Origin of the sequence: Citrobacter sp. Ce129 (assembly GCF_030334545.1) — a bacterium.
Taxonomy (GTDB): domain Bacteria; phylum Pseudomonadota; class Gammaproteobacteria; order Enterobacterales; family Enterobacteriaceae; genus Citrobacter; species Citrobacter europaeus.
In genome coordinates this window covers 1-21,047 of the sequence record NZ_JAOWDS010000057.1, presented here as the reverse complement: position 1 = coordinate 21,047, position 21,047 = coordinate 1, and the positions used below count along the sequence as shown (strand labels likewise).

Here is a 21,047-nt window from a genome sequence, read left to right as displayed (position 1 = left end):
TGTACCGGAGCCGCCATGATCCTGCTTATTGATAACTATGATTCTTTTACCTGGAACCTGTACCAATACTTCTGCGAACTGGGCGCTGATGTCCTTGTCAGGCGTAACGACGAGCTGACGCTGGCGCAAATCGATGCGTTGAGCCCGCAAAAAATCGTGATTTCCCCAGGACCCTGCACGCCGGATGACGCCGGTATCTCGCTGGATGTAATTCGCCATTTCGCGGGCAACATCCCTCTACTGGGCGTGTGTCTCGGTCACCAGGCGATGGCGCAGGCCTTTGGCGCGAGCGTGGTTCGGGCGGCAAAAGTGATGCACGGTAAAACCTCGCCGATTACGCATAACGGGCAGGGCGTTTTTCAGGGACTCGCCAACCCATTAACGGTGACGCGCTACCATTCTCTGGTGGTTGCCCCCGAAACGCTTCCTGACTGCTTTGAAGTGACGGCCTGGAGTGAAACGCAGGAGATTATGGGCATTCGTCACCGTGAGTGGGATATGGAAGGGGTGCAGTTTCACCCGGAGAGTATTCTCAGCGAACAGGGGCATCAGCTGCTGGCTAATTTCCTCAATCGCTGATTTGTGGTTGCTATTCAGTGATTTTTTATTCATATTTTGTGATTATAATTTCACTAGCATTTCTGCTTAACAGGGTGGTAATGACATGGCAACTGAACAAACTGCTATTACGCGCGCGACATTCGATGAAGTGATTCTGCCGATTTATGCACCGGCTGAGTTTATCCCGGTAAAAGGAAAAGGGAGTCGAGTCTGGGATCAACAGGGCAAAGAGTATGTTGATTTCGCGGGCGGCATTGCAGTTACCGCGCTAGGGCATTGCCATCCGGCACTGGTTGAGGCGTTAAAAACCCAGGGGGAAACCCTGTGGCATACCAGCAACGTTTTCACCAATGAACCCGCGCTGCGTTTAGGCCGTAAAATCATTGATGCGTCCTTCGCCGAGCGCGTGCTGTTCATGAATTCTGGTACGGAAGCCAACGAAACCGCCTTTAAGCTGGCGCGCCACTATGCCTGTGTGCGTCATAGCCCGTTCAAAACCAAAATCATTGCCTTCCATAATGCGTTTCACGGCCGTTCGCTGTTTACCGTTTCTGTTGGCGGGCAGCCGAAATACTCCGACGGCTTTGGACCAAAGCCGGCAGATATCATCCATGTCCCGTTTAACGATCTGCATGCGGTAAAAGCGGTGATGGACGATCACACCTGCGCGGTGGTGGTTGAGCCAATTCAGGGAGAAGGCGGCGTCACTGCGGCTACGCCGGAATTCCTGCAAGGTTTGCGCGAACTCTGTGACCAGCACCAGGCGCTGTTGGTATTTGATGAAGTGCAGAGCGGGATGGGGCGTACCGGCGATTTGTTTGCCTATATGCACTACGGCGTGACGCCGGATATCCTCACCAGCGCGAAGGCGCTCGGCGGCGGTTTCCCGGTGAGCGCGGTGCTGACCACTCAGGAGATTGCCTCTGCGTTCCACGTGGGTTCGCACGGTTCCACTTACGGCGGTAACCCGCTGGCCTGCGCGGTAGCGGGTGCAGCGTTTGATATCATTAACACGCCGGAAGTGCTGGGAGGCATTCAGGCTAAACGTCAGACGTTTGTCCAGCATTTGCACAAGATTGATCAACAGTTCGACATTTTCAGCGATATTCGCGGGATGGGGCTGCTGATTGGCGCCGAGTTGAAGCCGCAGTTTAAAGGTCGGGCGCGCGATTTCCTCTATGCCGCCGCGCACGAAGGGGTGATGGTGCTGAACGCCGGGCCGGACGTAATGCGTTTCGCGCCGTCGCTGGTGGTAGAGCAGGCGGATATCGATGAAGGGATGCAGCGTTTCGCGCAGGCTGTCGCGAAGGTGGTGGGCTGATTGCCTGATTGCCGGATGGCGGCGCGAGCGCCTTATCCGGCCTACAGGGTAAGGTGTGATTCGTAGGCCGGATAAGCGTAGCGCATCCGGCAAATCTTTTAACCCTTCATGTCCCGTAGTCGGCGGCTCAGCCAGATCCCGTGGTGCGGTCGCTGACGCCATGCTACCGACGAAATGGTGTGCATGGTGTTCAGATGCCCCAGAACCCGTTGCAGATGCTGCTCAAGAGTGCTTAATGGACCGTGGGACAGCATCTCCGGCGCTTCGAGAATATTCACATCGCCCGAGCTTCCCGGTCCGTCATACTCCAGCCGCTGCTGACAGCGCTGAAGCGCAATTTCACAGGATTCCAGATACCGCTGCGCCAAATCCGGCGTCAGCATCGTATGTTCCCTTGCCAGCGTGGTCATCGCGTTAATGTGTTCGACGATGAACTGGCTGTGCGTGACCCACAGTTTCATGTCCGCAAGGTAGTGCGAGTTGAATCCTGGCTCCTGCATCGCCTGGTTCAGTGAGTTGAACAGCGTGTTCTGCGCCTGGTTAACCCGCATGCGTTGATACGCCAGCGGCGTGGCCTGCGGATCGTTGCTGAGGATCAGGCGAATGGCCTCCTGGTCGGCTTCTAACGCGTCGTGGGCGTTCTTACGCAACAGACCGCTCTGCCACTGTGGCCACAGCCAGAGCGTGCCGCCAAAGGCGATTAGGCAGCCAATGATCGTATCGACAAACCGCGGCACGATAAACTGTTCCCCGTTCAGCGTCAGCAGTTGCAGGGTGTAAACTGCCGTGACCGTAAAGCCGACGGTAGCCCAGCCGTAATTTTTACGGATGATCAGATAGCTCACCAGGGTTATCAGCAGCATGGCTGCCAGCGTGAAACCTTCCGGAATATGAAAGTGCAGCGTGACGCCGGCAATCACCAGCCCAACGAGCGTACCGACCGACCGATGTAAGATGCGTACCCGGGTCGCCCCGTAGCCATTTTGCGTGACGAACAGAATAGTCATTAAAATCCAGTAGGGCTTTGGCAGGTGTAAGGCGCTGCCCATCAGGCTGGCGATACTCAACATAACGCAGATGCGTCCGGCATTGCGCAGCGCTGGAGATTTCAACGACAGATAGTTTTTCAGGGCTGGGATCAACGGCAACCGACGCTGCTTGTCAGCCATCAAGTCACGGGCATACAACGGGCGCTGGGTGCGTAGCACGCGGGCAATACGGCTAAAGTGCCAGTAGCAAAATTGTCCCACCGGGTTGTCCGGATGCTGCCTGGCGATTTTCTCCAGTGTGCCAATCTGTTTTTCCATCGAGAAACGGGTCGGCAAACGGTGATACAAAATATCATCGGCCAGTACCCGAAGGCGTTCGGCTACGGTACGCGCATTCCAGCGAATCACCTGCTCCGCATGGCTACGCTCGACCAGCTTTTGCACCTCTTCCGGCTGGTGGAGGCTAACGGAAATATGCTCTTGTAAATCGAGCGCCTCCTGAAAGGCACGTAGCAGGCGCTTATAATCGTTGTTGCGATGCGCCGACAGCATATGCATTTGCTGATAACACTGGGTAATCAGATCCACTGCCTTTTGTTGGCGAACCAGCAGGGGAGGCAGCGCTTTTTCTGGGTCGGCATGCTGGGTCAGCATGCTGTACTTAGCTTCACAGTAATCGGCTAATTCACGATACAACAGGCTGAGCGATTCACGGAGCGGCTGCTCGCGCCACATCCAAAACCAGAACCAGTTGAACAGGCCATACCATAACGTGCCCAGCGCGTAGATCAGCAGCGGCTCCCAGACGGGCATGTTGCCGGCCAGGCTTAGCGTGAAAATCGCGGCGATAAGTGAGGCTGGCAATAGTCGCGCATGCAAAGGGCTCAACTCGGCGGTTACACCAAGAATTAGCGTCAGGCCGGTGAGGATAAGCGGCAGTGGTATATCTTTTGCCAGCAGTAATTGCATGATCAAACTGCATCCGGCAAACAAAGACGCGCCAATAGCTAAACGTTTGAAAAAGCGCTTATGCGGGGTATCAAGACCGGCAATGTTGCAGCAGGCAGGGACCAGGGAGAAGAGGAGGCCCAGATGAAGCTGACCGATGATCAGACCAACAGCCACAGGTAAACATAGCACCAGCGTCTGCCGTAGTGCGTAGTTGATCTCTGGGTGGTATATCAGTCTTCGCCACATCGGTGCAAACAAAAGTGGCGCATTACTGGGTAACGCGCCACTTCGATGGGGTTAACGGGTGCCGTAGACGACGATAGTCTTACCGTGTGCGGAGATCAGGTTCTGATCTTCCAGCATCTTCAGAATACGGCCGACGGTCTCACGGGAGCAGCCAACGATCTGGCCGATTTCCTGACGGGTGATTTTAATCTGCATGCCGTCCGGGTGGGTCATCGCATCAGGCTGTTTCGCCAGATTCAGCAGAGTCTGCGCGATACGACCAGTTACGTCGAGGAAGGCGAGGTTGCCGACTTTTTCAGACGTGACCTGCAGACGACGAGCCATCTGAGAAGACAGGCGCATCAGAATATCCGGGTTGACCTGGATTAATTGGCGAAATTTTTTGTAGGAAATTTCAGCGACTTCACATGCGGTTTTGGCACGTACCCAGGCGCTACGTTCCTGACCTTCTTCGAAGAGGCCTAATTCACCAATAAAATCGCCCTGATTCAGATAAGAAAGGATCATTTCTTTCCCTTCTTCATCTTTGATCAGCACTGCCACTGAGCCTTTAACGATGTAATACAACGTTTCCGCTTTTTCACCCTGGTGAATCAGCGTGCTCTTCGATGGGTACTTATGAATATGGCAATGAGACAAGAACCATTCGAGAGTCGGGTCTGTTTGCGGTTTGCCAAGCACCATGCGCGGTTATCCTCTGTTATAAGCTGTCTCCAGAGCCAGAAAACGACGCTGCCTCTGGGTTTGCAAAAATGTGCTTCCCGCTACCTGGGAAGGGGGCTACTAAAAATATACTGCAGCCTGTAATGTGATGTCCTCTGCATACATGCAGTACGTCAATGTATTACTGTAGCATCCCGACTGTTTTAGCATAGCTTTCGCCGTGTGTCTCCTGGTGTCTCGCTTCAGCATGACGCAGGTCGCCTTCCATTGCGAGAATTGTTATGTGCGCGTAATCTGTCAGGAAAATTGAAACATTGGAGTTACGAAATATGCAAGCGCGTGTAAAGTGGGTTGAAGGGTTAACCTTCCTCGGTGAGTCCGCCTCTGGCCACCAAATTCTGATGGACGGTAACTCCGGTGATAAAGCGCCGAGCCCGATGGAAATGGTATTAATGGCGGCGGGCGGTTGTAGCGCAATTGATGTGGTATCGATCCTGCAAAAGGGTCGTCAGGATGTGACCAACTGCGAAGTGAAACTGACCTCAGAGCGTCGTGATGAAGCGCCGCGCCTGTTTACCCACATCAACCTGCATTTCATCGTAACGGGTAACGATCTGAAAGATGCATCAGTCTCACGCGCAGTCGACCTCTCAGCGGAAAAATATTGCTCCGTGGCACTGATGCTGGAAAAGGCGGTGAACATTACCCACTCCTATGAAGTGGTTGCCGCGTAATCCCTGACGCCGGATAATGTTGATTCGTAGGCCCGATAAGCGAAGCGCCATCGGGCACTTTCCACGCCTCACCCTATCTTTTTGCCTTCCATCAGTCGCTGGACCAGCGGCAGCATAATCAATTCCATCGCCAGGCCCATCTTGCCGCCCGGCACGACCAATGTATTGATATGGGAAATGAATGAGCCCTGCAGCATGGCCAGTAGCCACGGGAAGTCGATCCCTTCCAGGTTACGAAAATGAATCACGACAAAGCTTTCATCCAGAGACGGGATACTCTTGGCGGCAAAGGGGTTAGAGGTATCGACGGTCGGTACGCGCTGGAAGTTAATATGCGTCCGGGAAAACTGCGGCGTGATGTAATTGATGTAATCGTCCATTGATCGCACCACCGAGTCCATCACCGCTTCACGCGAGTGTCCACGCTCGCTGGTATCGCGAGTCAGTTTCTGGATCCATTCCAGGTTTACGATCGGCACCACGCCAACCAGCAGATCGACATGCCGGGCCACGTTTTGCTGTGGGGTGACGACGCCGCCGTGCAGCCCTTCATAAAACAGGACATCCGTCGGTTCAGGCAGCGGCTGCCAGGGCGTGAAAGTCCCTGGCACCTGGTTCCACGGTACGGCCTCATCGTAAGTGTGCAGATATTTTCGCGACTGGCCTTTGCCCGTCTGACCGTATTCGATGAAAGTTTGTTCCAGCAGACCGAAGTCATTCGCTTCGGGGCCGAAATAGCTGATATGCCGCCCGGCATCGCGCGCTTTGCGAATCGCCATGTCCATTTCCGGACGGGTATAGCGATGAAAACTGTCACCTTCCACCTCGGCGGCACGCAGATTTAACTGCGCGAAAATTTTACGAAACGCGAGGCTGGTGGTGGTGGTCCCCGCGCCGCTGGATCCTGTTACCGCAATCACCGGATGTTTGGCAGACATAACAACTCCATGAAATGGTTATAATTATAGTAAAGTCGGCCGGCGGCTACGGATTACTCGTGAATCTGCTTCCTCGGCATAATATTGACCGTTTCATGCAGTTCAGACCACACCAGCACGGCTTCACCTGATTGTAGTTGGCGTTTGACGTCGGCGACTTTTTGTTCGAGCGAACGTTCATGTTCACCATAATCGGTGCCTTCACGCAAGACAAAGCTTTCAATCAGATTGTCCAGCGCGTCCGGGGAGATATCTTGCCAGGGGATGATCATGATGAGACCTCCAGATACGTTGTGAGCCAGTCGGGGATTCTGGATTCCAGCCACATCTCAGGATGGCGTACCGTGCCGCCAATGAATCCGACGTGGCCACCGTGTTCAGTCAACTGATACTCCACCTGCGAAGGCAGGTTTTCCGGTTTCGGGATCACGTGATGATCCATAAACGGATCGTCCTTGGCATGGATAATCAGCGTGGGTTTGGCGATCTGGTTGAGCAACGGCATGGCGCTACACTGACGATAATAGTCTATAGCATCGGCGAAACCGTGGATTTTGGCGGTGATCAGATCGTCAAAATCGCGAATGCGACGCAGAGATTTCAATTGGGACAGACTCACCGGCAGCGAGCCTGGATAGGCCTCAAGCTTACGCGAGGCATTGGCTTTCAACAGATTGAGCAGGTAGCGCTGATAGACCCGGGAGAATCCCTTGTCCATATGGTAACTACAGGCTTCCAGCACGAAAGGCGCGGAGACGATAACAGCGGCATCAATTGGAATCCCGGTGCCTTCTTTGGCCAGCAGGCAGGCCAGCATGTTCCCACCGAGCGAATAGCCCACCGCTGCGGTCGGCACGCGACCGAACTCACGCTCCAGCCAGTGTAAAAACCAGGTGCCATCTTCTGTTTCGCCCGAATGATAAATGCGGTTCAGACGATTGGGTTCACCGCTGCAGCCGCGAAAATGCATTACCACGCCCAGCCAGCCGCGCTTTTGCGCCGCTTCAATCAGGCCATGTGCGTACGGGCTGTTCAGACTACCTTCCAGACCGTGAAAAACCACCAGGCGCGGTTTGTGTTTCGCCTGTTGCGGATCTTCACTCCACGCCAGATCGACAAAATCACCATCGGGCAATTCCAGACGCTGCCAGTGGGCGTCAAACTTCACCTTGCGGCGAATTAAGCGCGGCAGCATCGTCTGCAGATGGCGGTTACTGATACCGCGCATCGGGCGGAATTCTCGCGAATCGTCGGTAGGTGGGGTCATTTCTGTGGACGTGATTTCAACCATAACACCAGAGCAATTAATAATCGGAAAGAATAACTATACCGCGCACAGCGCGTGCGGGTTAGCCAATATGTGATTTTGTCGCTAGTCAGCCAGCAGGTTACGCGAGCCTGGGCCACAACTACATAAACGAAACGTAGGCCTGATAAGACGCGCGAGCGTCGTCATCAGGCATTTTCGGCTCAGGAGCCGGATGGCGGCTTCGCCTTATCAGGCACTCATGACTATTCGGCCAGCATCTGCTCAAGCTGTTCCTGCGCTTCCAGCCAGGCCATCTCGCACTCTTCCAGTCCGGATTTTGCACTGGCCTGCTGCTGCAGGCATGCGGTGAGCTCGGCTTTGCGGCTTTGGTCGTACAGTTCGCTGTCGCCGAGTTTTTCTTCCGCCTGCGCCAGCTGTGCGTGCAGTTTCTCCATCTCTTTTTCCAGACGGGTAATCTCTTTACGCAGCGGCTGCGTCAGGGTGCGCAATTCAGCTTCGCGACGCTTCTGGTCTTTACGCGCCTGGGCGCTGTTAACGCTCTCTTTTGCCGGTTCGTCGCTCTGGTTTTCTTGTTTTTGCACATCGCTCAGCCACTGCTGATAATCCTCCAGATCGCCGTCAAACGGCTCGACTTTTTTGTCGTGCACCAGATAGAGATCATCGGTGGTGGAGCGAATCAGGTGACGGTCGTGCGAGACCACGACCAGCGCGCCTTCGAAATCGATCAACGCTTCGGTCAGCGCCTGGCGCATATCAAGGTCCAGGTGGTTGGTCGGTTCATCAAGCAGGAGCAGGTTCGGGCGCTGCCAGACGATCAACGCCAGCACCAGACGCGCTTTTTCACCACCGGAGAAGCGGCGAGTCTCTTCGCTGACTTTATCGCCCTGGAAGCCGAATCCGCCGAGGTAGTCCCGCAGTTTCTGCTCCAGCTCCTGCGGCGCCATGCGCGCCAGGTGCTGAATAGGCGATTCATCGGCGCGTAAAAACTCCAACTGGTGCTGCGCGAAGTAGCCCAGCTTGATACCTTTCGCCAGGCCAATCTCGCCGCTAATGGGGGCCAGTTCGCCGGCCAGCAGCTTGATCAGCGTCGATTTACCCGCGCCGTTGCGACCGAGCAGGCCGATGCGGGAACCCGGCACCAGATTCAGTTTGATCGAATCGAGAATGACGCGATCGCCGTAGCCAGCGCTGACCTTTTCCATCTTCAGCAGTGGATTCGGCAGGCTTTCTGGTTCGCGAAAGCTGAAGTGGAACGGGTTGTCCACGTGTGCCGGGGCAATCAGCTCCATGCGTTCCAGCATTTTGATACGGCTTTGCGCCTGCTTTGCTTTGGTTGCTTTAGCGCGGAAACGATCGATATAGCTTTGCAGATGCGCCACGCGCTCCTGCTGGCTTTCGTACATTGCCTGTTGCTGCGCAAGGCGGGTCGCACGCTGGATTTCAAACGCGCTGTAGTTGCCGGTGTACTCGAACATGGTTTGCTGTTCGATATGAATAATTTTGTCCACCACCGGGTCGAGGAAGTCGCGGTCGTGGGAGATCAATATCAGCGTGCCCTGGTAGCTTTTCAGCCATCTTTCCAGCCAGATTACCGCGTCGAGATCGAGGTGGTTGGTGGGTTCATCGAGCAGCAGCAGGTCTGAACGGCAAATCAGCGCCTGGGCCAGGTTGAGACGCATACGCCAGCCACCGGAAAAGTCGCTGACCGGGCGCTCAAGCTGTTCGTTGGAGAAACCGAGACCATGCAGCAGGCTGGCGGCGCGTGAGCGCACGGTCCAGGCGTCGATGGCATCCAGTTTGCCATGGACGGTGGCAATAGCGTGTCCATCGTTACGTTCGTTGGCATCGTTCAACTGCGCTTCCAGTTGACGATACTCGCGGTCGCCGTCAATCACGTACTCCAGCGCGGGCTGCGGCAATGCTGGCGTTTCCTGATTCACCCACGCAAGCTGCCAGTTTCCCGGATAGGTAAATCCTCCGGCGTCGGCGCTGAGTTCATTTTTCAGCAATGCCAGCAGGGTAGATTTACCACAGCCATTTTTACCTACCAGACCAACTTTCTGCCCTGGATTAATGGTGGCCGTGGCATTGTCCAGCAAGACGCGCACGCCGCGACGAATTTGTAACGATGAGAAAACAATCATAAGGCGCCGTATGTTCAGACCATGTTAATTTATCATTATGATAATGTAATGTGTGGGCCATTTGCCGCACCGAGGCGCAATGGTAGCCCAAAACGTCGAAAATAGACAAAAGACAAAACCGGGAGGGGGATGATGTTCCAGCCAGCGAAAGTCTTGCTGCTGTATGCCCATCCGGAATCTCAGGACTCGGTCGCGAACCGGGTTCTGCTTAAACCGGCCATGCAGCTCAGCAATGTTACCGTGCACGACCTGTACGCGCACTATCCTGATTTTTTTATCGACATTCCGCATGAGCAGGCGCTGCTGCGTGAGCATGATGTGATTGTTTTTCAGCATCCGCTTTACACCTATAGCTGTCCGGCGCTGTTAAAGGAGTGGCTTGACCGTGTACTGAGCCGCGGATTTGCCAGCGGCCCCGGAGGGAATCAACTGGCGGGAAAGTACTGGCGGAGCGTTATCACGACCGGAGAACCGGAAAGCGCCTATCGCTATGACGCGCTAAACCGTTATCCAATGAGCGATGTACTGCGTCCTTTTGAGCTAACGGCCGGTATGTGCCGCATGCACTGGATGAGCCCTATTATCGTCTACTGGGCCAGGCGGCAAACGAAGCAGGAGCTGGACAGCCATGCGAAAGCGTATGGTGACTGGCTGGCGAATCCGATCCCTGTGGGAGGCCGCTGATGGAAGGTTCTGATTTATTGACGGCGGGAGTGTTGTTCCTCTTCGCGGCGGTGGCGGCAGTTCCCCTGGCCTCAAAGCTGGGTATCGGTCCGGTGCTGGGTTACTTGCTGGCGGGTATTGCTATCGGCCCGTGGGGATTAGGATTCATCAGCGATGTGGATGAAATTCTGCACTTTTCCGAGCTGGGTGTGGTTTTTCTTATGTTCATCATTGGGCTGGAGCTTAATCCAGCCAAGCTGTGGCAGTTGCGGCGTTCAATTTTTGGCGTCGGCGCCGCGCAGGTAATGCTGAGTGCAGTAGTGCTGGCAGGATTATTGATGCTCACTGCGTTCTCCTGGCAGGCGGCAGTGGTTGGCGGCATTGGTCTGGCGATGTCATCGACCGCCATGGCGCTACAGTTGATGCGCGAAAAAGGCATGAACCGCAGTGAATCCGGACAACTGGGTTTTTCGGTGCTGCTGTTTCAGGATTTGGCGGTGATCCCTGCGTTGGCGCTGGTTCCGCTGCTGGCGGGTTCTGCTGACGAACATTTTGACTGGATCAAGGTGGGAATGAAGGTGCTGGCCTTTGCCGGCATGCTGATTGGCGGGCGCTATTTGCTGCGTCCGGTTTTCCGCTTTATTGCGGACTCTGGCGTACGGGAAGTATTTACCGCCGCGACGCTGTTGCTGGTGCTGGGTTCGGCTTTATTTATGGATGCGCTGGGGCTGTCGATGGCGCTGGGAACGTTTATCGCGGGCGTGCTGCTGGCGGAAAGCGAATACCGACATGAGCTGGAAACGGCAATCGATCCGTTTAAAGGCCTGCTGCTCGGCCTGTTTTTTATCTCCGTAGGCATGTCACTCAATCTTGGCGTGCTCTATACCCATATTCTGTGGGTGGCGGCGAGCGTGATAGTACTGGTGGTTGTAAAAATGCTGGTGCTGTATGTGCTGGCGCGTCTTAACGGCATGAGAAGCTCAGAACGGATGCAGTTTGCCGGGGTTTTGAGTCAGGGCGGTGAATTCGCTTTCGTGCTGTTTTCAACGGCATCCTCGCAACGGCTGTTTCAGGGCGACCAAATGGCGTTGCTGCTGGTGACCGTCACGCTGTCGATGATGACCACGCCGTTGGTGATGAAGCTGATTGACAAATGGCTCTCCCGTCAGTTTAACGGCACGGATGAAGAAGATGAAAAACCCTGGGTAGAAGATGATAAACCGCAGGTGATTGTGGTGGGGTTTGGGCGCTTTGGTCAGGTTATTGGTCGCCTGTTGATGGCCAATAAAATGCGGATTACCGTTCTGGAGCGGGATATCAGCGCGGTGAATTTGATGCGTAAATATGGCTATAAGGTTTACTACGGTGATGCCACGCAGGTGGATCTGTTGCGTTCTGCGGGTGCGGAGGCGGCACAGTCTATCGTTATTACCTGTAATGAGCCTGAAGACACCATGAAACTGGTGGAACTGTGCCAACAGTATTTTCCGCATTTGCATATTCTTGCGCGTGCGCGCGGACGTGTAGAGGCGCATGAGTTATTACAAGCTGGTGTGACGCAGTTTTCCCGCGAAACGTTCTCCAGTGCGCTGGAGTTGGGGCGTAAAACGCTGGTTACACTGGGGATGCATCCGCACCAGGCTCAGCGCGCTCAGCTGCATTTTCGTCGGCTGGATATGCGCATGCTGCGGGAGCTGATCCCCATGCATACGGATACCGTACAAATCTCTCGAGCCAGGGAAGCCCGGCGCGAGCTGGAGGAAATTTTCCAACGAGAGATGCAGCAAGAGCGGCGTCAGTTGGATGGCTGGGATGAATTTGAGTAGAGGTAATCATGGCAATTCGTAAACGTTTTATTGCAGGCGCAAAATGTCCGTCCTGCCAGGCGCAGGATACGCTGGCAATGTGGCGCGAAAATAATATCGATATTGTTGAGTGTGTTAAGTGCGGCCATCAGATGCGGGAAGCGGATAAAGAGGCGCGCGAGCACGTTCGCAAAGAAGAGCAAGTGATCGGGATTTTTCATCCGGACTAGCGATATGGCGCAGCTTTTTTTAAGCTAGAGGGTACACGGGTGCAGAATTCCGCTACAATCTGCGCCACTATTCTTTCCATGCTCAGGAGATATCATGAAAGTAGCAAAGGACCTGGTGGTCAGCCTGGCCTATCAGGTACGTACAGAAGACGGTGTGTTGGTTGATGAGTCTCCGGTGAGTGCACCGCTGGACTACCTGCATGGTCACGGTTCCCTGATTTCTGGCCTGGAAACAGCGCTGGACGGTCATGAAGTTGGCGACAAATTCGATGTTGCTGTTGGCGCAAACGACGCATACGGTCAGTACGACGAAAACCTGGTGCAGCGCGTTCCTAAAGACGTCTTCATGGGCGTTGACGAACTGCAGGTTGGCATGCGTTTCCTGGCTGAAACTGACCAGGGTCCAGTACCGGTAGAAATTACCGAAGTGGAAGACGATCACGTTGTAGTTGATGGTAACCACATGCTGGCTGGCCAGAACCTGAAATTCAACGTAGAAGTTGTTGCTATCCGCGAAGCGACCGAAGAAGAACTGGCTCACGGCCACGTTCACGGCGCGCACGGTCACGACCACGATCATGACCACGGTCATGACGGTTGCTGCGGTGGTCATGGCCACGGTCACGACCATGGTCACGAGCACGGCGGCGAAGGCTGCTGCGGCGGTGGCGGTAAAGGTAACGGCGGCGGCTGCGGTTGCCACTGATCGGTATGATTGCCTGATGGCGCTACGCTTATCAGGCCTACCGTAGGCCGGATAAGACGTTTACGTCGTCATCCGGCACAAAAAGCGGGATATTCCCGCTTTTTTTACGTCTCAATAATGTGGCGGCGGGGTCTCTTCAGACTGCGACGCAATGTGGGACGGCTGCGTTGCTTTGAGCTTTTCTGTCAGTAAACGCAGATGGTCGCGGAGTTTGGCCATTTCCAGTTCATGCGCGGTCACCGTCACGTTGAGCTCTTCAATGGTTATCTCCTGAAATGCCAGGCGACTTTCCAGTTCAGCCAGGCGAGTTTCCATTGTTGTATCCTGCATGATTCACCTCTTTCTTTTTTCTCCGGCAGATCGCGGACTGCGGCGAATTCTACTTAACTTTGCCTGTTTGCACAGCACTCAATCTTCGGTCACGAAACTAATTTAAACAAAAAGAGTCTGAAATGTGGTGATAATAGGGCGTGCCCGTATGTTGATTTGTTCTACAACGCTTTATAGTACATTTTTGTTTTAGCTAACCCTGGGGTGAGATGCCCCGGCCCTGGAGATATGGATGAAATCACTGTTTAAAGTAACGCTGCTGGCGACCACAATGGCTGTTGCTCTGCATGCCCCGATCACCTTCGCTGCTGATGCTGCGAAACCAGCCGCTACTGCTGACAGCAAAGCAGCATTCAAGAATGACGACCAAAAAGCCGCTTACGCGCTGGGCGCGTCCCTGGGTCGTTATATGGAAAACTCTCTGAAAGAGCAGGAAAAACTGGGCATCAAACTGGATAAAGATCAGCTGATCGCTGGCGTTCAGGATGCGTTTGCAGACAAGAGCAAGCTGTCTGACCAGGAAATCGAACAAACTCTGCAGGCGTTTGAAGCGCGCGTGAAGAGCTCCGCTCAGGCGAAAATGGAAAAAGACGCGGCTGATAACGAAGCCAAAGGTAAAGTTTACCGCGAGAAATTTGCTAAAGAGAAAGGCGTTAAAACCTCTGCTACTGGCCTGGTCTACAAAGTAGAGAAAGAAGGTACTGGCGCTGCGCCGAAAGACAGCGATACCGTGGTAGTCAACTACAAAGGTACGCTGATTGATGGTAAAGAGTTTGATAACTCTTATACCCGCGGTGAGCCGCTCTCTTTCCGTCTTGACGGGGTAATCCCGGGCTGGACTGAAGGCCTGAAAAACATCAAGAAAGGCGGCAAAATCCAGCTGGTTATCCCACCGGATCTGGCTTACGGCAAAACTGGCGTACCGGGCATTCCGGCCAACTCTACGCTGGTCTTTGATGTTGAACTGTTAGACATCAAACCGGCACCGAAGGCCGATGCGCAGCCAGATGCTGCACCGGCAGATAAAGCTGCAGACAGCAGCAAAAAATAAGTGACCAGAAACCGCCGCCCACAGGGCGGCGGTTTTTTATTATCGACAGGATATAATTAATACTGGAAAGCGCCTTGTGCGCTGTATTACTTTAGATGCCCCTATAATAGTGATGAGCCTGCCCTGACAACATAACGACAGGCTCCTGAAAAGGAGTGCTTTTTTTCATGTCCAGGTCGCTTTTAACCAACGAAACCAGTGAGCTAGATTTACTGGATCAACGTCCTTTCGATCAAACTGACTTCGATATCCTCAAATCCTACGAAGCGGTTGTGGACGGGTTGGCGATGCTCATTGGTTCCCATTGTGAAATCGTATTGCACTCTTTGCAGGATTTGAAATGCTCGGCTATCCGCATTGCTAACGGTGAACACACGGGCCGCAAAATTGGCTCGCCGATTACCGACCTTGCATTGCGTATGCTGCATGATATGACGGGTGCGGATAGCAGCGTGTCGAAGTGTTACTTCACACGTGCGAAAAGCGGTGTCTTGATGAAGTCGGTGACGATTGCTATTCGCAACCGTGAGCATCGCGTGATTGGTCTGCTGTGCATCAATATGAACCTTGATGTCCCATTCTCGCAGATAATGAATACCTTTATCCCACCGGAAACCCCGGAAGTGGGTTCTGCCGTCAACTTCGCTTCTTCGGTGGAAGACCTGGTTACCCAAACGCTGGAATTCACGATCGAAGAAGTGAACGCCGATCGCAATGTTTCCAACAACGCCAAGAATCGTCAGATTGTCCTGAATCTGTATGAGAAAGGTATCTTCGATATTAAAGATGCCATCAACCAGGTTGCCGATCGGCTGAACATCTCCAAGCACACGGTCTACCTCTATATTCGTCAGTTCAAAAGCGGCGATTTCCAGGGGCAAGACAAGTAATGCGTTTTGCCATCATGGTGACGGGGCCGGCTTATGGTACGCAGCAGGCGAGCAGCGCGTTGCAATTTGCTCATGCGCTACTCAAAGAAGGGCATGAGCTAAGTAGCGTCTTTTTCTATCGTGAAGGTGTGTATAACGCCAACTTACTGACTTCGCCTGCCAGTGATGAATACGATCTGGTACGGGCCTGGCAACAGCTGAACCAGCAGCATGGCGTGACGCTGAATATTTGCGTGGCGGCGGCGTTGCGTCGCGGCGTAGTTGATGAAACTGAAGCGAAACGTCTGGGCCTGGCAGGCGCTAATTTACAATCAGGTTTTAACCTCAGCGGGCTGGGTTCGCTGGCTGAGGCGTCCCTGACCTGCGATCGCGTGGTGCAGTTTTAATGAAACGTGTTGCTTTTGTCTTTTCTACCGTGCCGCACGGCAGCGCGTCTGGCCGTGAAGGATTAGATGCCTTGCTGGCGACATCGGCATTAACGGAAGACCTCGGCGTATTTTTTATCGGCGATGGCGTTTTTCAAATCCTTCAGGGACAACAGCCGGATGTTGTGTTGGCGCGAGACTACATCGCAACCTTCAAACTGTTGGAATTGTACGATATTGAGCAATGTTGGCTTTGTGCCGCCTCTTTACGCGAGCGGGGTCTTCAGCAGGGTGTTAATTTTGTGGTCGATGCGACAGCGTTAGAACCGGAAGATTTACGCCGTGAGCTAGGCAACTATGACGTCATTTTAAGGTTTTGAGATACTCATGCTGCACACATTACATCGCTCTGCGTGGCTTACCGATTTCTCCTCTCTTCTCCGCCTGATTGATAAAGACGATGAACTTTTATTGCTCCAGGATGGTGTGACCGCGGCAGTAGAAGGAAGCCGTTTCCTTGAAAGTCTGCAAAATGCCTCCATTAAGGTCTATGTACTGGAAGAAGACATTCAAGCTCGCGGCTTATGTGGTCAAATTTCAGACAGTGTCGTCAGGGTTAGCTATACTGACTTCGTCAGACTTACGGTGAAGCATCCCAGCCAGATGTCCTGGTAATTGTGGGATCGTTGTATATTTCTTGACACCTTTTCGACACCGACCTAAAATTCTGCGTCCTCATATTGTATGAGGTCGTTTTATTACGTGTTTACGAAGCGAAAGCTACAACCAGGAGCTATTTAATGGCAACAGTTAACCAGCTGGTACGCAAACCACGCGCACGCAAAGTTGCAAAGAGCAACGTGCCTGCACTGGAAGCATGCCCGCAGAAACGTGGTGTATGTACTCGTGTATATACTACCACTCCTAAAAAACCAAACTCCGCACTGCGTAAAGTATGCCGTGTGCGTTTGACTAACGGTTTTGAAGTGACTTCCTACATCGGTGGTGAAGGTCACAACCTGCAGGAGCACTCCGTGATCCTGATCCGTGGCGGTCGTGTAAAAGACCTCCCGGGTGTTCGTTACCACACCGTTCGCGGTGCGCTTGACTGCTCCGGCGTTAAAGACCGTAAGCAATCACGCTCCAAGTATGGCGTGAAACGTCCTAAGGCTTAATGGTTCTCCGTTAAGTAAGGCCAAACGTTTTATATTAATGTCAAACTAAACTCGTAGAGTTTTGGACAATCCTGAATTAACAACGGAGTATTCCCATGCCACGTCGTCGCGTCATTGGTCAGCGTAAAATTCTGCCGGATCCTAAGTTCGGATCAGAGCTGCTGGCTAAATTTGTAAATATCCTGATGGTAGATGGTAAAAAATCTACTGCAGAAACCATCGTATACAGCGCGCTGGAGACCCTGGCTCAGCGTTCTGGTAAAGATGGCCTGGAAGCTTTTGAAGTAGCCCTTGAAAACGTGCGTCCGACTGTCGAAGTTAAGTCTCGCCGCGTTGGTGGTTCTACTTATCAGGTTCCAGTTGAAGTCCGTCCGGTTCGTCGTAATGCCCTGGCAATGCGTTGGATCGTTGAAGCTGCTCGTAAACGCGGTGATAAATCCATGGCTCTGCGCCTGGCGAACGAACTTTCTGATGCTGCAGAAAACAAAGGTACTGCAGTTAAGAAACGTGAAGACGTTCACCGTATGGCAGAAGCCAACAAGGCGTTCGCACACTACCGTTGGTAATCCCTTCGGAGTTTTAGTCACCAGGCGGGCGCTTCTAGTAAGCAGCCCGCTTTGGGCTACTTAAATTGAACGCCTAAAAGATAAACGAGGAATCAAATGGCTCGTACAACACCCATCGCGCGCTACCGTAACATCGGTATCAGTGCGCACATCGACGCCGGTAAAACCACTACTACCGAACGTATTCTGTTCTACACCGGTGTAAACCACAAAATCGGTGAAGTTCATGACGGCGCAGCCACCATGGACTGGATGGAACAGGAGCAGGAGCGTGGTATTACTATCACCTCCGCAGCGACTACTGCATTCTGGTCTGGTATGGCTAAGCAGTATGAACCGCATCGCGTAAACATCATCGACACCCCGGGGCACGTTGACTTCACTATCGAAGTAGAACGTTCCATGCGTGTGCTTGATGGTGCAGTAATGGTTTACTGCGCAGTTGGTGGTGTTCAGCCTCAGTCTGAAACCGTATGGCGTCAGGCAAACAAATATAAAGTTCCACGCATTGCGTTCGTTAACAAAATGGACCGTATGGGTGCGAACTTCCTGAAAGTTGTTGGTCAGATCAAAACCCGTCTGGGCGCGAACCCTGTTCCGCTGCAGCTGGCAATTGGCGCTGAAGAAGCGTTCACCGGTGTTGTTGACCTGGTGAAAATGAAAGCCATCAACTGGAACGAAGAAGATGCAGGCGTAACCTTCACTTATGAAGATATCCCGGCTGACATGCAGGAACTGGCTGAAGAATGGCACCAGAACCTGATCGAGTCCGCTGCAGAAGCTTCAGAAGAGCTGATGGAGAAATACCTGGGTGGTGAAGAACTGACTGAAGAAGAGATCAAAAAAGCTCTGCGTCAGCGCGTTCTGAACAACGAAATCATCCTGGTAACCTGTGGTTCTGCGTTCAAGAACAAAGGTGTTCAGGCGATGCTGGATGCGGTAATTGATTACCTGCCATCCCCAGTCGACGTACCTGCGATCAACGGTATTCTGGACGACGGTAAAGATACTCCGGCTGAGCGTCACGCTAGCGATGATGAGCCGTTTGCTGCTCTGGCATTCAAAATCGCAACCGACCCGTTCGTGGGTAACCTGACCTTCTTCCGCGTGTACTCTGGTGTGGTTAACTCCGGTGACACCATCCTGAACTCAGTGAAAACTGCACGCGAGCGTTTTGGCCGTATCGTACAGATGCACGCTAACAAACGTGAAGAGATCAAAGAAGTTCGCGCGGGCGATATCGCTGCTGCTATCGGTCTGAAAGACGTGACCACTGGTGACACTCTGTGTGACCCGGATCACCCGATCATTCTGGAACGTATGGAATTCCCTGAGCCGGTAATTTCCATCGCGGTAGAACCGAAAACCAAAGCTGACCAGGAAAAAATGGGTCTGGCTCTGGGCCGTCTGGCTAAAGAAGACCCGTCATTCCGCGTTTGGACTGACGAAGAATCTAACCAGACCATTATCGCCGGTATGGGTGAGCTGCACCTCGACATCATCGTTGACCGTATGAAGCGTGAATTCAACGTTGAAGCGAACGTCGGTAAACCTCAGGTTGCTTACCGTGAAGCGATTCGCGCGAAAGTTACCGATATCGAAGGTAAACACGCTAAGCAGTCTGGTGGTCGCGGTCAGTACGGTCATGTTGTTATCGACATGTACCCGCTGGAGCCGGGTTCAAACCCGAAAGGCTACGAGTTCATCAACGACATCAAAGGTGGTGTAATTCCTGGCGAATACATCCCGGCCGTTGATAAAGGCATCCAGGAACAGCTGAAATCCGGCCCACTGGCTGGTTACCCGGTTGTTGATCTGGGCGTGCGTCTGCACTTCGGTTCTTACCATGACGTTGACTCCTCTGAGCTGGCGTTTAAACTGGCCGCTTCTATCGCCTTCAAAGATGGCTTTAAGAAAGCGAAACCAGTTCTGCTTGAGCCTATCATGAAGGTTGAAGTAGAGACTCCGGAAGAGAACACCGGTGACGTAATCGGTGACTTGAGCCGTCGTCGTGGTATGCTTCGTGGTCAGGAATCCAACGTCACTGGCGTTGTTATCCATGCTGAAGTTCCGCTGTCTGAAATGTTCGGATATGCAACCCAGCTGCGTTCTTTGACCAAAGGCCGTGCTTCTTACTCCATGGAGTTCCTGAAGTACGACGATGCGCCGAACAACGTTGCTCAGGCCGTTATTGAAGCCCGTGGTAAATAATCCACAGGATTAAAACCTAAGTCCCGTGCTCTCTCCAAAGGGGAGAGCACTATAGTAAGGAATATAGCCGTGTCTAAAGAAAAATTTGAACGTACAAAACCGCACGTTAACGTCGGCACCATCGGCCACGTTGACCACGGTAAAACTACCCTGACCGCTGCAATCACTACCGTACTGGCTAAAACCTACGGCGGTGCTGCTCGTGCATTCGACCAGATCGATAACGCGCCGGAAGAAAAAGCTCGTGGTATCACCATCAACACTTCTCACGTTGAATATGACACCCCGACTCGCCACTACGCACACGTAGACTGCCCGGGCCACGCCGACTATGTTAAAAACATGATCACCGGTGCTGCGCAGATGGACGGCGCGATCCTGGTTGTTGCTGCGACTGACGGCCCGATGCCGCAGACTCGTGAGCACATCCTGCTGGGTCGTCAGGTAGGCGTTCCGTACATCATCGTGTTCCTGAACAAATGCGACATGGTTGATGACGAAGAGCTGCTGGAACTGGTAGAAATGGAAGTTCGTGAACTTCTGTCTCAGTACGATTTCCCGGGCGACGACACGCCGATCGTTCGTGGTTCTGCTCTGAAAGCGCTGGAAGGCGACGCAGAGTGGGAAGCGAAAATCATCGAACTGGCTGGCTTCCTGGATTCTTACATCCCAGAACCAGAGCGTGCGATTGACAAGCCGTTCCTGCTGCCTATCGAAGACGTATTCTCCATCTCCGGTCGTGGTACCGTTGTTACCGGTCGTGTAGAGCGCGGTATCATCAAAGTTGGTGAGGAAGTTGAAATCGTTGGTATCAAGGACACTGCTAAGTCTACTTGTACCGGCGTTGAAATGTTCCGCAAACTGCTGGACGAAGGCCGTGCTGGTGAGAACGTTGGTGTTCTGCTGCGTGGTATCAAACGTGAAGAAATCGAACGTGGTCAGGTACTGGCTAAGCCGGGCTCTATCAAGCCGCACACCAAGTTCGAATCTGAAGTGTACATTCTGTCCAAAGACGAAGGCGGCCGTCATACTCCGTTCTTCAAAGGCTACCGTCCGCAGTTCTACTTCCGTACTACTGACGTGACTGGTACCATCGAACTGCCGGAAGGCGTTGAGATGGTAATGCCGGGCGACAACATCAAAATGGTTGTTACCCTGATCCACCCAATCGCGATGGACGACGGTCTGCGTTTCGCAATCCGTGAAGGCGGCCGTACTGTTGGTGCGGGCGTTGTTGC

General features: G+C 53.3%; 22 protein-coding genes and 1 pseudogene. 16 read left to right on the top strand and 7 right to left on the bottom strand.

Features of this window, described 5'->3' with window-relative positions; translation table 11 throughout:
- Nucleotides 1-15: 15 nt before the first annotated feature.
- Nucleotides 16-579, top strand: a complete 564-nt coding sequence (gene pabA, locus OGV77_RS06990; protein ID WP_043018554.1) for an aminodeoxychorismate synthase component 2 — start codon at nucleotides 16-18, stop codon at nucleotides 577-579.
- An 85-nt stretch (nucleotides 580-664) separates the two neighbouring features.
- A complete protein-coding gene (gene argD, locus OGV77_RS06985; RefSeq protein WP_043018553.1) occupies nucleotides 665-1,882 on the top strand; it encodes a bifunctional acetylornithine/succinyldiaminopimelate transaminase in 1,218 nt (405 codons plus the stop codon).
- Nucleotides 1,883-1,980: 98 nt separating this feature from the next.
- On the opposite strand, the gene OGV77_RS06980 is transcribed toward argD, so the two are convergent.
- Nucleotides 1,981-4,068, bottom strand: a complete 2,088-nt coding sequence (locus tag OGV77_RS06980; protein ID WP_043018834.1) for a YccS/YhfK family putative transporter — start codon at nucleotides 4,066-4,068, stop codon at nucleotides 1,981-1,983.
- Nucleotides 4,069-4,119: 51 nt separating this feature from the next.
- The gene (gene crp, locus OGV77_RS06975) at nucleotides 4,120-4,752 is read right to left on the bottom strand and encodes a cAMP-activated global transcriptional regulator CRP (protein ID WP_000242758.1); all 633 of its coding nucleotides are present in this window, start codon (nucleotides 4,750-4,752) and stop codon (nucleotides 4,120-4,122) included.
- A gap of 308 nt (nucleotides 4,753-5,060) precedes the next feature.
- On the opposite strand from crp, the gene OGV77_RS06970 reads away from it, so the two are divergent.
- On the top strand, nucleotides 5,061-5,465 hold the full coding sequence (locus OGV77_RS06970) for an OsmC family protein (RefSeq protein ID WP_043018552.1): 405 nt from the start codon (nucleotides 5,061-5,063) through the stop codon (nucleotides 5,463-5,465).
- 68 nt (nucleotides 5,466-5,533) lie between these two features.
- On the opposite strand, the gene OGV77_RS06965 is transcribed toward OGV77_RS06970, so the two are convergent.
- The 4 genes and pseudogenes from OGV77_RS06965 to OGV77_RS06950 all read right to left on the bottom strand — a co-directional run bounded on the left by OGV77_RS06965 (nucleotide 5,534) and on the right by OGV77_RS06950 (nucleotide 9,817).
- Nucleotides 5,534-6,403, bottom strand: a complete 870-nt coding sequence (locus OGV77_RS06965; RefSeq protein ID WP_043018551.1) for a phosphoribulokinase — start codon at nucleotides 6,401-6,403, stop codon at nucleotides 5,534-5,536.
- Nucleotides 6,404-6,456: 53 nt separating this feature from the next.
- Nucleotides 6,457-6,675, bottom strand: a complete 219-nt coding sequence (locus OGV77_RS06960) for a YheU family protein (protein WP_003023615.1) — start codon at nucleotides 6,673-6,675, stop codon at nucleotides 6,457-6,459.
- A pseudogene (locus OGV77_RS06955) lies at nucleotides 6,672-7,740 on the bottom strand (hydrolase). Before OGV77_RS06955 ends, OGV77_RS06960 begins: the two are co-directional and overlap by 4 nt.
- Nucleotides 7,741-7,915: 175 nt before the next feature.
- Nucleotides 7,916-9,817, bottom strand: a complete 1,902-nt coding sequence (locus OGV77_RS06950) for an ABC transporter ATP-binding protein (protein WP_003023627.1) — start codon at nucleotides 9,815-9,817, stop codon at nucleotides 7,916-7,918.
- Nucleotides 9,818-9,949: 132 nt separating this feature from the next.
- Here OGV77_RS06950 and kefG point away from each other — a divergent pair, with 132 nt between their 5' ends.
- From kefG to slyD, 4 genes are all read left to right on the top strand, one after another.
- Nucleotides 9,950-10,501, top strand: a complete 552-nt coding sequence (gene kefG / locus OGV77_RS06945; RefSeq protein ID WP_003023629.1) for a glutathione-regulated potassium-efflux system ancillary protein KefG — start codon at nucleotides 9,950-9,952, stop codon at nucleotides 10,499-10,501.
- The gene (kefB, locus tag OGV77_RS06940; protein ID WP_043018546.1) at nucleotides 10,501-12,306 is read left to right on the top strand and encodes a glutathione-regulated potassium-efflux system protein KefB; all 1,806 of its coding nucleotides are present in this window, start codon (nucleotides 10,501-10,503) and stop codon (nucleotides 12,304-12,306) included. Before kefG ends, kefB begins: the two co-directional genes overlap by 1 nt.
- Nucleotides 12,307-12,314: 8 nt before the next feature.
- Nucleotides 12,315-12,515, top strand: coding sequence for a YheV family putative zinc ribbon protein (locus OGV77_RS06935; protein ID WP_016154768.1), 201 nt, complete (start codon nucleotides 12,315-12,317; stop codon nucleotides 12,513-12,515).
- A gap of 94 nt (nucleotides 12,516-12,609) precedes the next feature.
- Nucleotides 12,610-13,221, top strand: a complete 612-nt coding sequence (gene slyD / locus OGV77_RS06930; RefSeq protein WP_008786294.1) for a peptidylprolyl isomerase — start codon at nucleotides 12,610-12,612, stop codon at nucleotides 13,219-13,221.
- Between the two features lie 111 nt (nucleotides 13,222-13,332).
- Here slyD and OGV77_RS06925 read toward each other — a convergent pair whose 3' ends face one another.
- Entirely contained in the window at nucleotides 13,333-13,551 is a 219-nt protein-coding gene (locus tag OGV77_RS06925) for a protein SlyX (protein ID WP_003023639.1), read from the bottom strand.
- Nucleotides 13,552-13,783: 232 nt separating this feature from the next.
- On the opposite strand from OGV77_RS06925, the gene fkpA reads away from it, so the two are divergent.
- From fkpA to tuf, 9 genes are all read left to right on the top strand, one after another.
- Nucleotides 13,784-14,602 (top strand): FKBP-type peptidyl-prolyl cis-trans isomerase, encoded by an 819-nt coding sequence (fkpA, locus tag OGV77_RS06920; protein ID WP_003023641.1) that lies wholly within the window; start codon nucleotides 13,784-13,786, stop codon nucleotides 14,600-14,602.
- 167 nt (nucleotides 14,603-14,769) lie between these two features.
- Nucleotides 14,770-15,492: a helix-turn-helix transcriptional regulator gene (locus OGV77_RS06915; RefSeq protein ID WP_003023643.1), complete on the top strand. Its 723-nt coding sequence runs from the start codon at nucleotides 14,770-14,772 to the stop codon at nucleotides 15,490-15,492.
- Nucleotides 15,492-15,878 carry a sulfurtransferase complex subunit TusD gene (gene tusD / locus OGV77_RS06910; RefSeq protein ID WP_003023646.1) on the top strand — a complete coding sequence of 129 codons (387 nt, stop codon included), beginning with the start codon at nucleotides 15,492-15,494 and terminating at the stop codon, nucleotides 15,876-15,878. The genes OGV77_RS06915 and tusD overlap by 1 nt, the downstream gene beginning before the upstream one ends.
- Complete coding sequence (tusC, locus tag OGV77_RS06905) at nucleotides 15,878-16,237, top strand: sulfurtransferase complex subunit TusC (RefSeq protein WP_047408233.1); 360 nt, start codon at nucleotides 15,878-15,880, stop codon at nucleotides 16,235-16,237. Before tusD ends, tusC begins: the two co-directional genes overlap by 1 nt.
- 7 nt (nucleotides 16,238-16,244) lie before the next feature.
- Nucleotides 16,245-16,532 carry a sulfurtransferase complex subunit TusB gene (gene tusB, locus OGV77_RS06900; RefSeq protein ID WP_047408236.1) on the top strand — a complete coding sequence of 96 codons (288 nt, stop codon included), beginning with the start codon at nucleotides 16,245-16,247 and terminating at the stop codon, nucleotides 16,530-16,532.
- A gap of 125 nt (nucleotides 16,533-16,657) precedes the next feature.
- Nucleotides 16,658-17,032, top strand: a complete 375-nt coding sequence (gene rpsL / locus OGV77_RS06895; RefSeq protein WP_003023654.1) for a 30S ribosomal protein S12 — start codon at nucleotides 16,658-16,660, stop codon at nucleotides 17,030-17,032.
- 95 nt (nucleotides 17,033-17,127) lie between these two features.
- The gene (gene rpsG, locus OGV77_RS06890; RefSeq protein ID WP_016154763.1) at nucleotides 17,128-17,598 is read left to right on the top strand and encodes a 30S ribosomal protein S7; all 471 of its coding nucleotides are present in this window, start codon (nucleotides 17,128-17,130) and stop codon (nucleotides 17,596-17,598) included.
- 96 nt (nucleotides 17,599-17,694) lie between these two features.
- The gene (fusA, locus tag OGV77_RS06885) at nucleotides 17,695-19,809 is read left to right on the top strand and encodes an elongation factor G (protein WP_003023659.1); all 2,115 of its coding nucleotides are present in this window, start codon (nucleotides 17,695-17,697) and stop codon (nucleotides 19,807-19,809) included.
- A gap of 69 nt (nucleotides 19,810-19,878) precedes the next feature.
- Nucleotides 19,879-21,047 (top strand): elongation factor Tu (tuf, locus tag OGV77_RS06880; RefSeq protein ID WP_286502589.1); only part of this gene is annotated, 1,169 nt, incomplete at its 3' end.

Bases quoted from the DNA above. Each gene is read 5' to 3' on its own strand.
- OGV77_RS06915 (WP_003023643.1), top strand. From the start codon at position 14,770: ATGTCCAGGTCGCTTTTAACCAACGAAACCAGTGAGCTAGATTTACTG.
- rpsL (WP_003023654.1), top strand. From the start codon at position 16,658: ATGGCAACAGTTAACCAGCTGGTACGCAAACCACGCGCACGCAAAGTT.
- rpsG (WP_016154763.1), top strand. From the start codon at position 17,128: ATGCCACGTCGTCGCGTCATTGGTCAGCGTAAAATTCTGCCGGATCCT.
- OGV77_RS06960 (WP_003023615.1), bottom strand. From the start codon at position 6,675: ATGATCATCCCCTGGCAAGATATCTCCCCGGACGCGCTGGACAATCTG.
- OGV77_RS06925 (WP_003023639.1), bottom strand. From the start codon at position 13,551: ATGCAGGATACAACAATGGAAACTCGCCTGGCTGAACTGGAAAGTCGC.
- fkpA (WP_003023641.1), top strand. From the start codon at position 13,784: ATGAAATCACTGTTTAAAGTAACGCTGCTGGCGACCACAATGGCTGTT.
- slyD (WP_008786294.1), top strand. From the start codon at position 12,610: ATGAAAGTAGCAAAGGACCTGGTGGTCAGCCTGGCCTATCAGGTACGT.
- pabA (WP_043018554.1), top strand. From the start codon at position 16: ATGATCCTGCTTATTGATAACTATGATTCTTTTACCTGGAACCTGTAC.
- argD (WP_043018553.1), top strand. From the start codon at position 665: ATGGCAACTGAACAAACTGCTATTACGCGCGCGACATTCGATGAAGTG.
- crp (WP_000242758.1), bottom strand. From the start codon at position 4,752: ATGGTGCTTGGCAAACCGCAAACAGACCCGACTCTCGAATGGTTCTTG.
- tusD (WP_003023646.1), top strand. From the start codon at position 15,492: ATGCGTTTTGCCATCATGGTGACGGGGCCGGCTTATGGTACGCAGCAG.
- fusA (WP_003023659.1), top strand. From the start codon at position 17,695: ATGGCTCGTACAACACCCATCGCGCGCTACCGTAACATCGGTATCAGT.
- OGV77_RS06950 (WP_003023627.1), bottom strand. From the start codon at position 9,817: ATGATTGTTTTCTCATCGTTACAAATTCGTCGCGGCGTGCGCGTCTTG.
- tusC (WP_047408233.1), top strand. From the start codon at position 15,878: ATGAAACGTGTTGCTTTTGTCTTTTCTACCGTGCCGCACGGCAGCGCG.
- OGV77_RS06970 (WP_043018552.1), top strand. From the start codon at position 5,061: ATGCAAGCGCGTGTAAAGTGGGTTGAAGGGTTAACCTTCCTCGGTGAG.
- OGV77_RS06935 (WP_016154768.1), top strand. From the start codon at position 12,315: ATGGCAATTCGTAAACGTTTTATTGCAGGCGCAAAATGTCCGTCCTGC.
- OGV77_RS06965 (WP_043018551.1), bottom strand. From the start codon at position 6,403: ATGTCTGCCAAACATCCGGTGATTGCGGTAACAGGATCCAGCGGCGCG.
- tusB (WP_047408236.1), top strand. From the start codon at position 16,245: ATGCTGCACACATTACATCGCTCTGCGTGGCTTACCGATTTCTCCTCT.
- kefB (WP_043018546.1), top strand. From the start codon at position 10,501: ATGGAAGGTTCTGATTTATTGACGGCGGGAGTGTTGTTCCTCTTCGCG.
- kefG (WP_003023629.1), top strand. From the start codon at position 9,950: ATGTTCCAGCCAGCGAAAGTCTTGCTGCTGTATGCCCATCCGGAATCT.
- OGV77_RS06980 (WP_043018834.1), bottom strand. From the start codon at position 4,068: ATGTGGCGAAGACTGATATACCACCCAGAGATCAACTACGCACTACGG.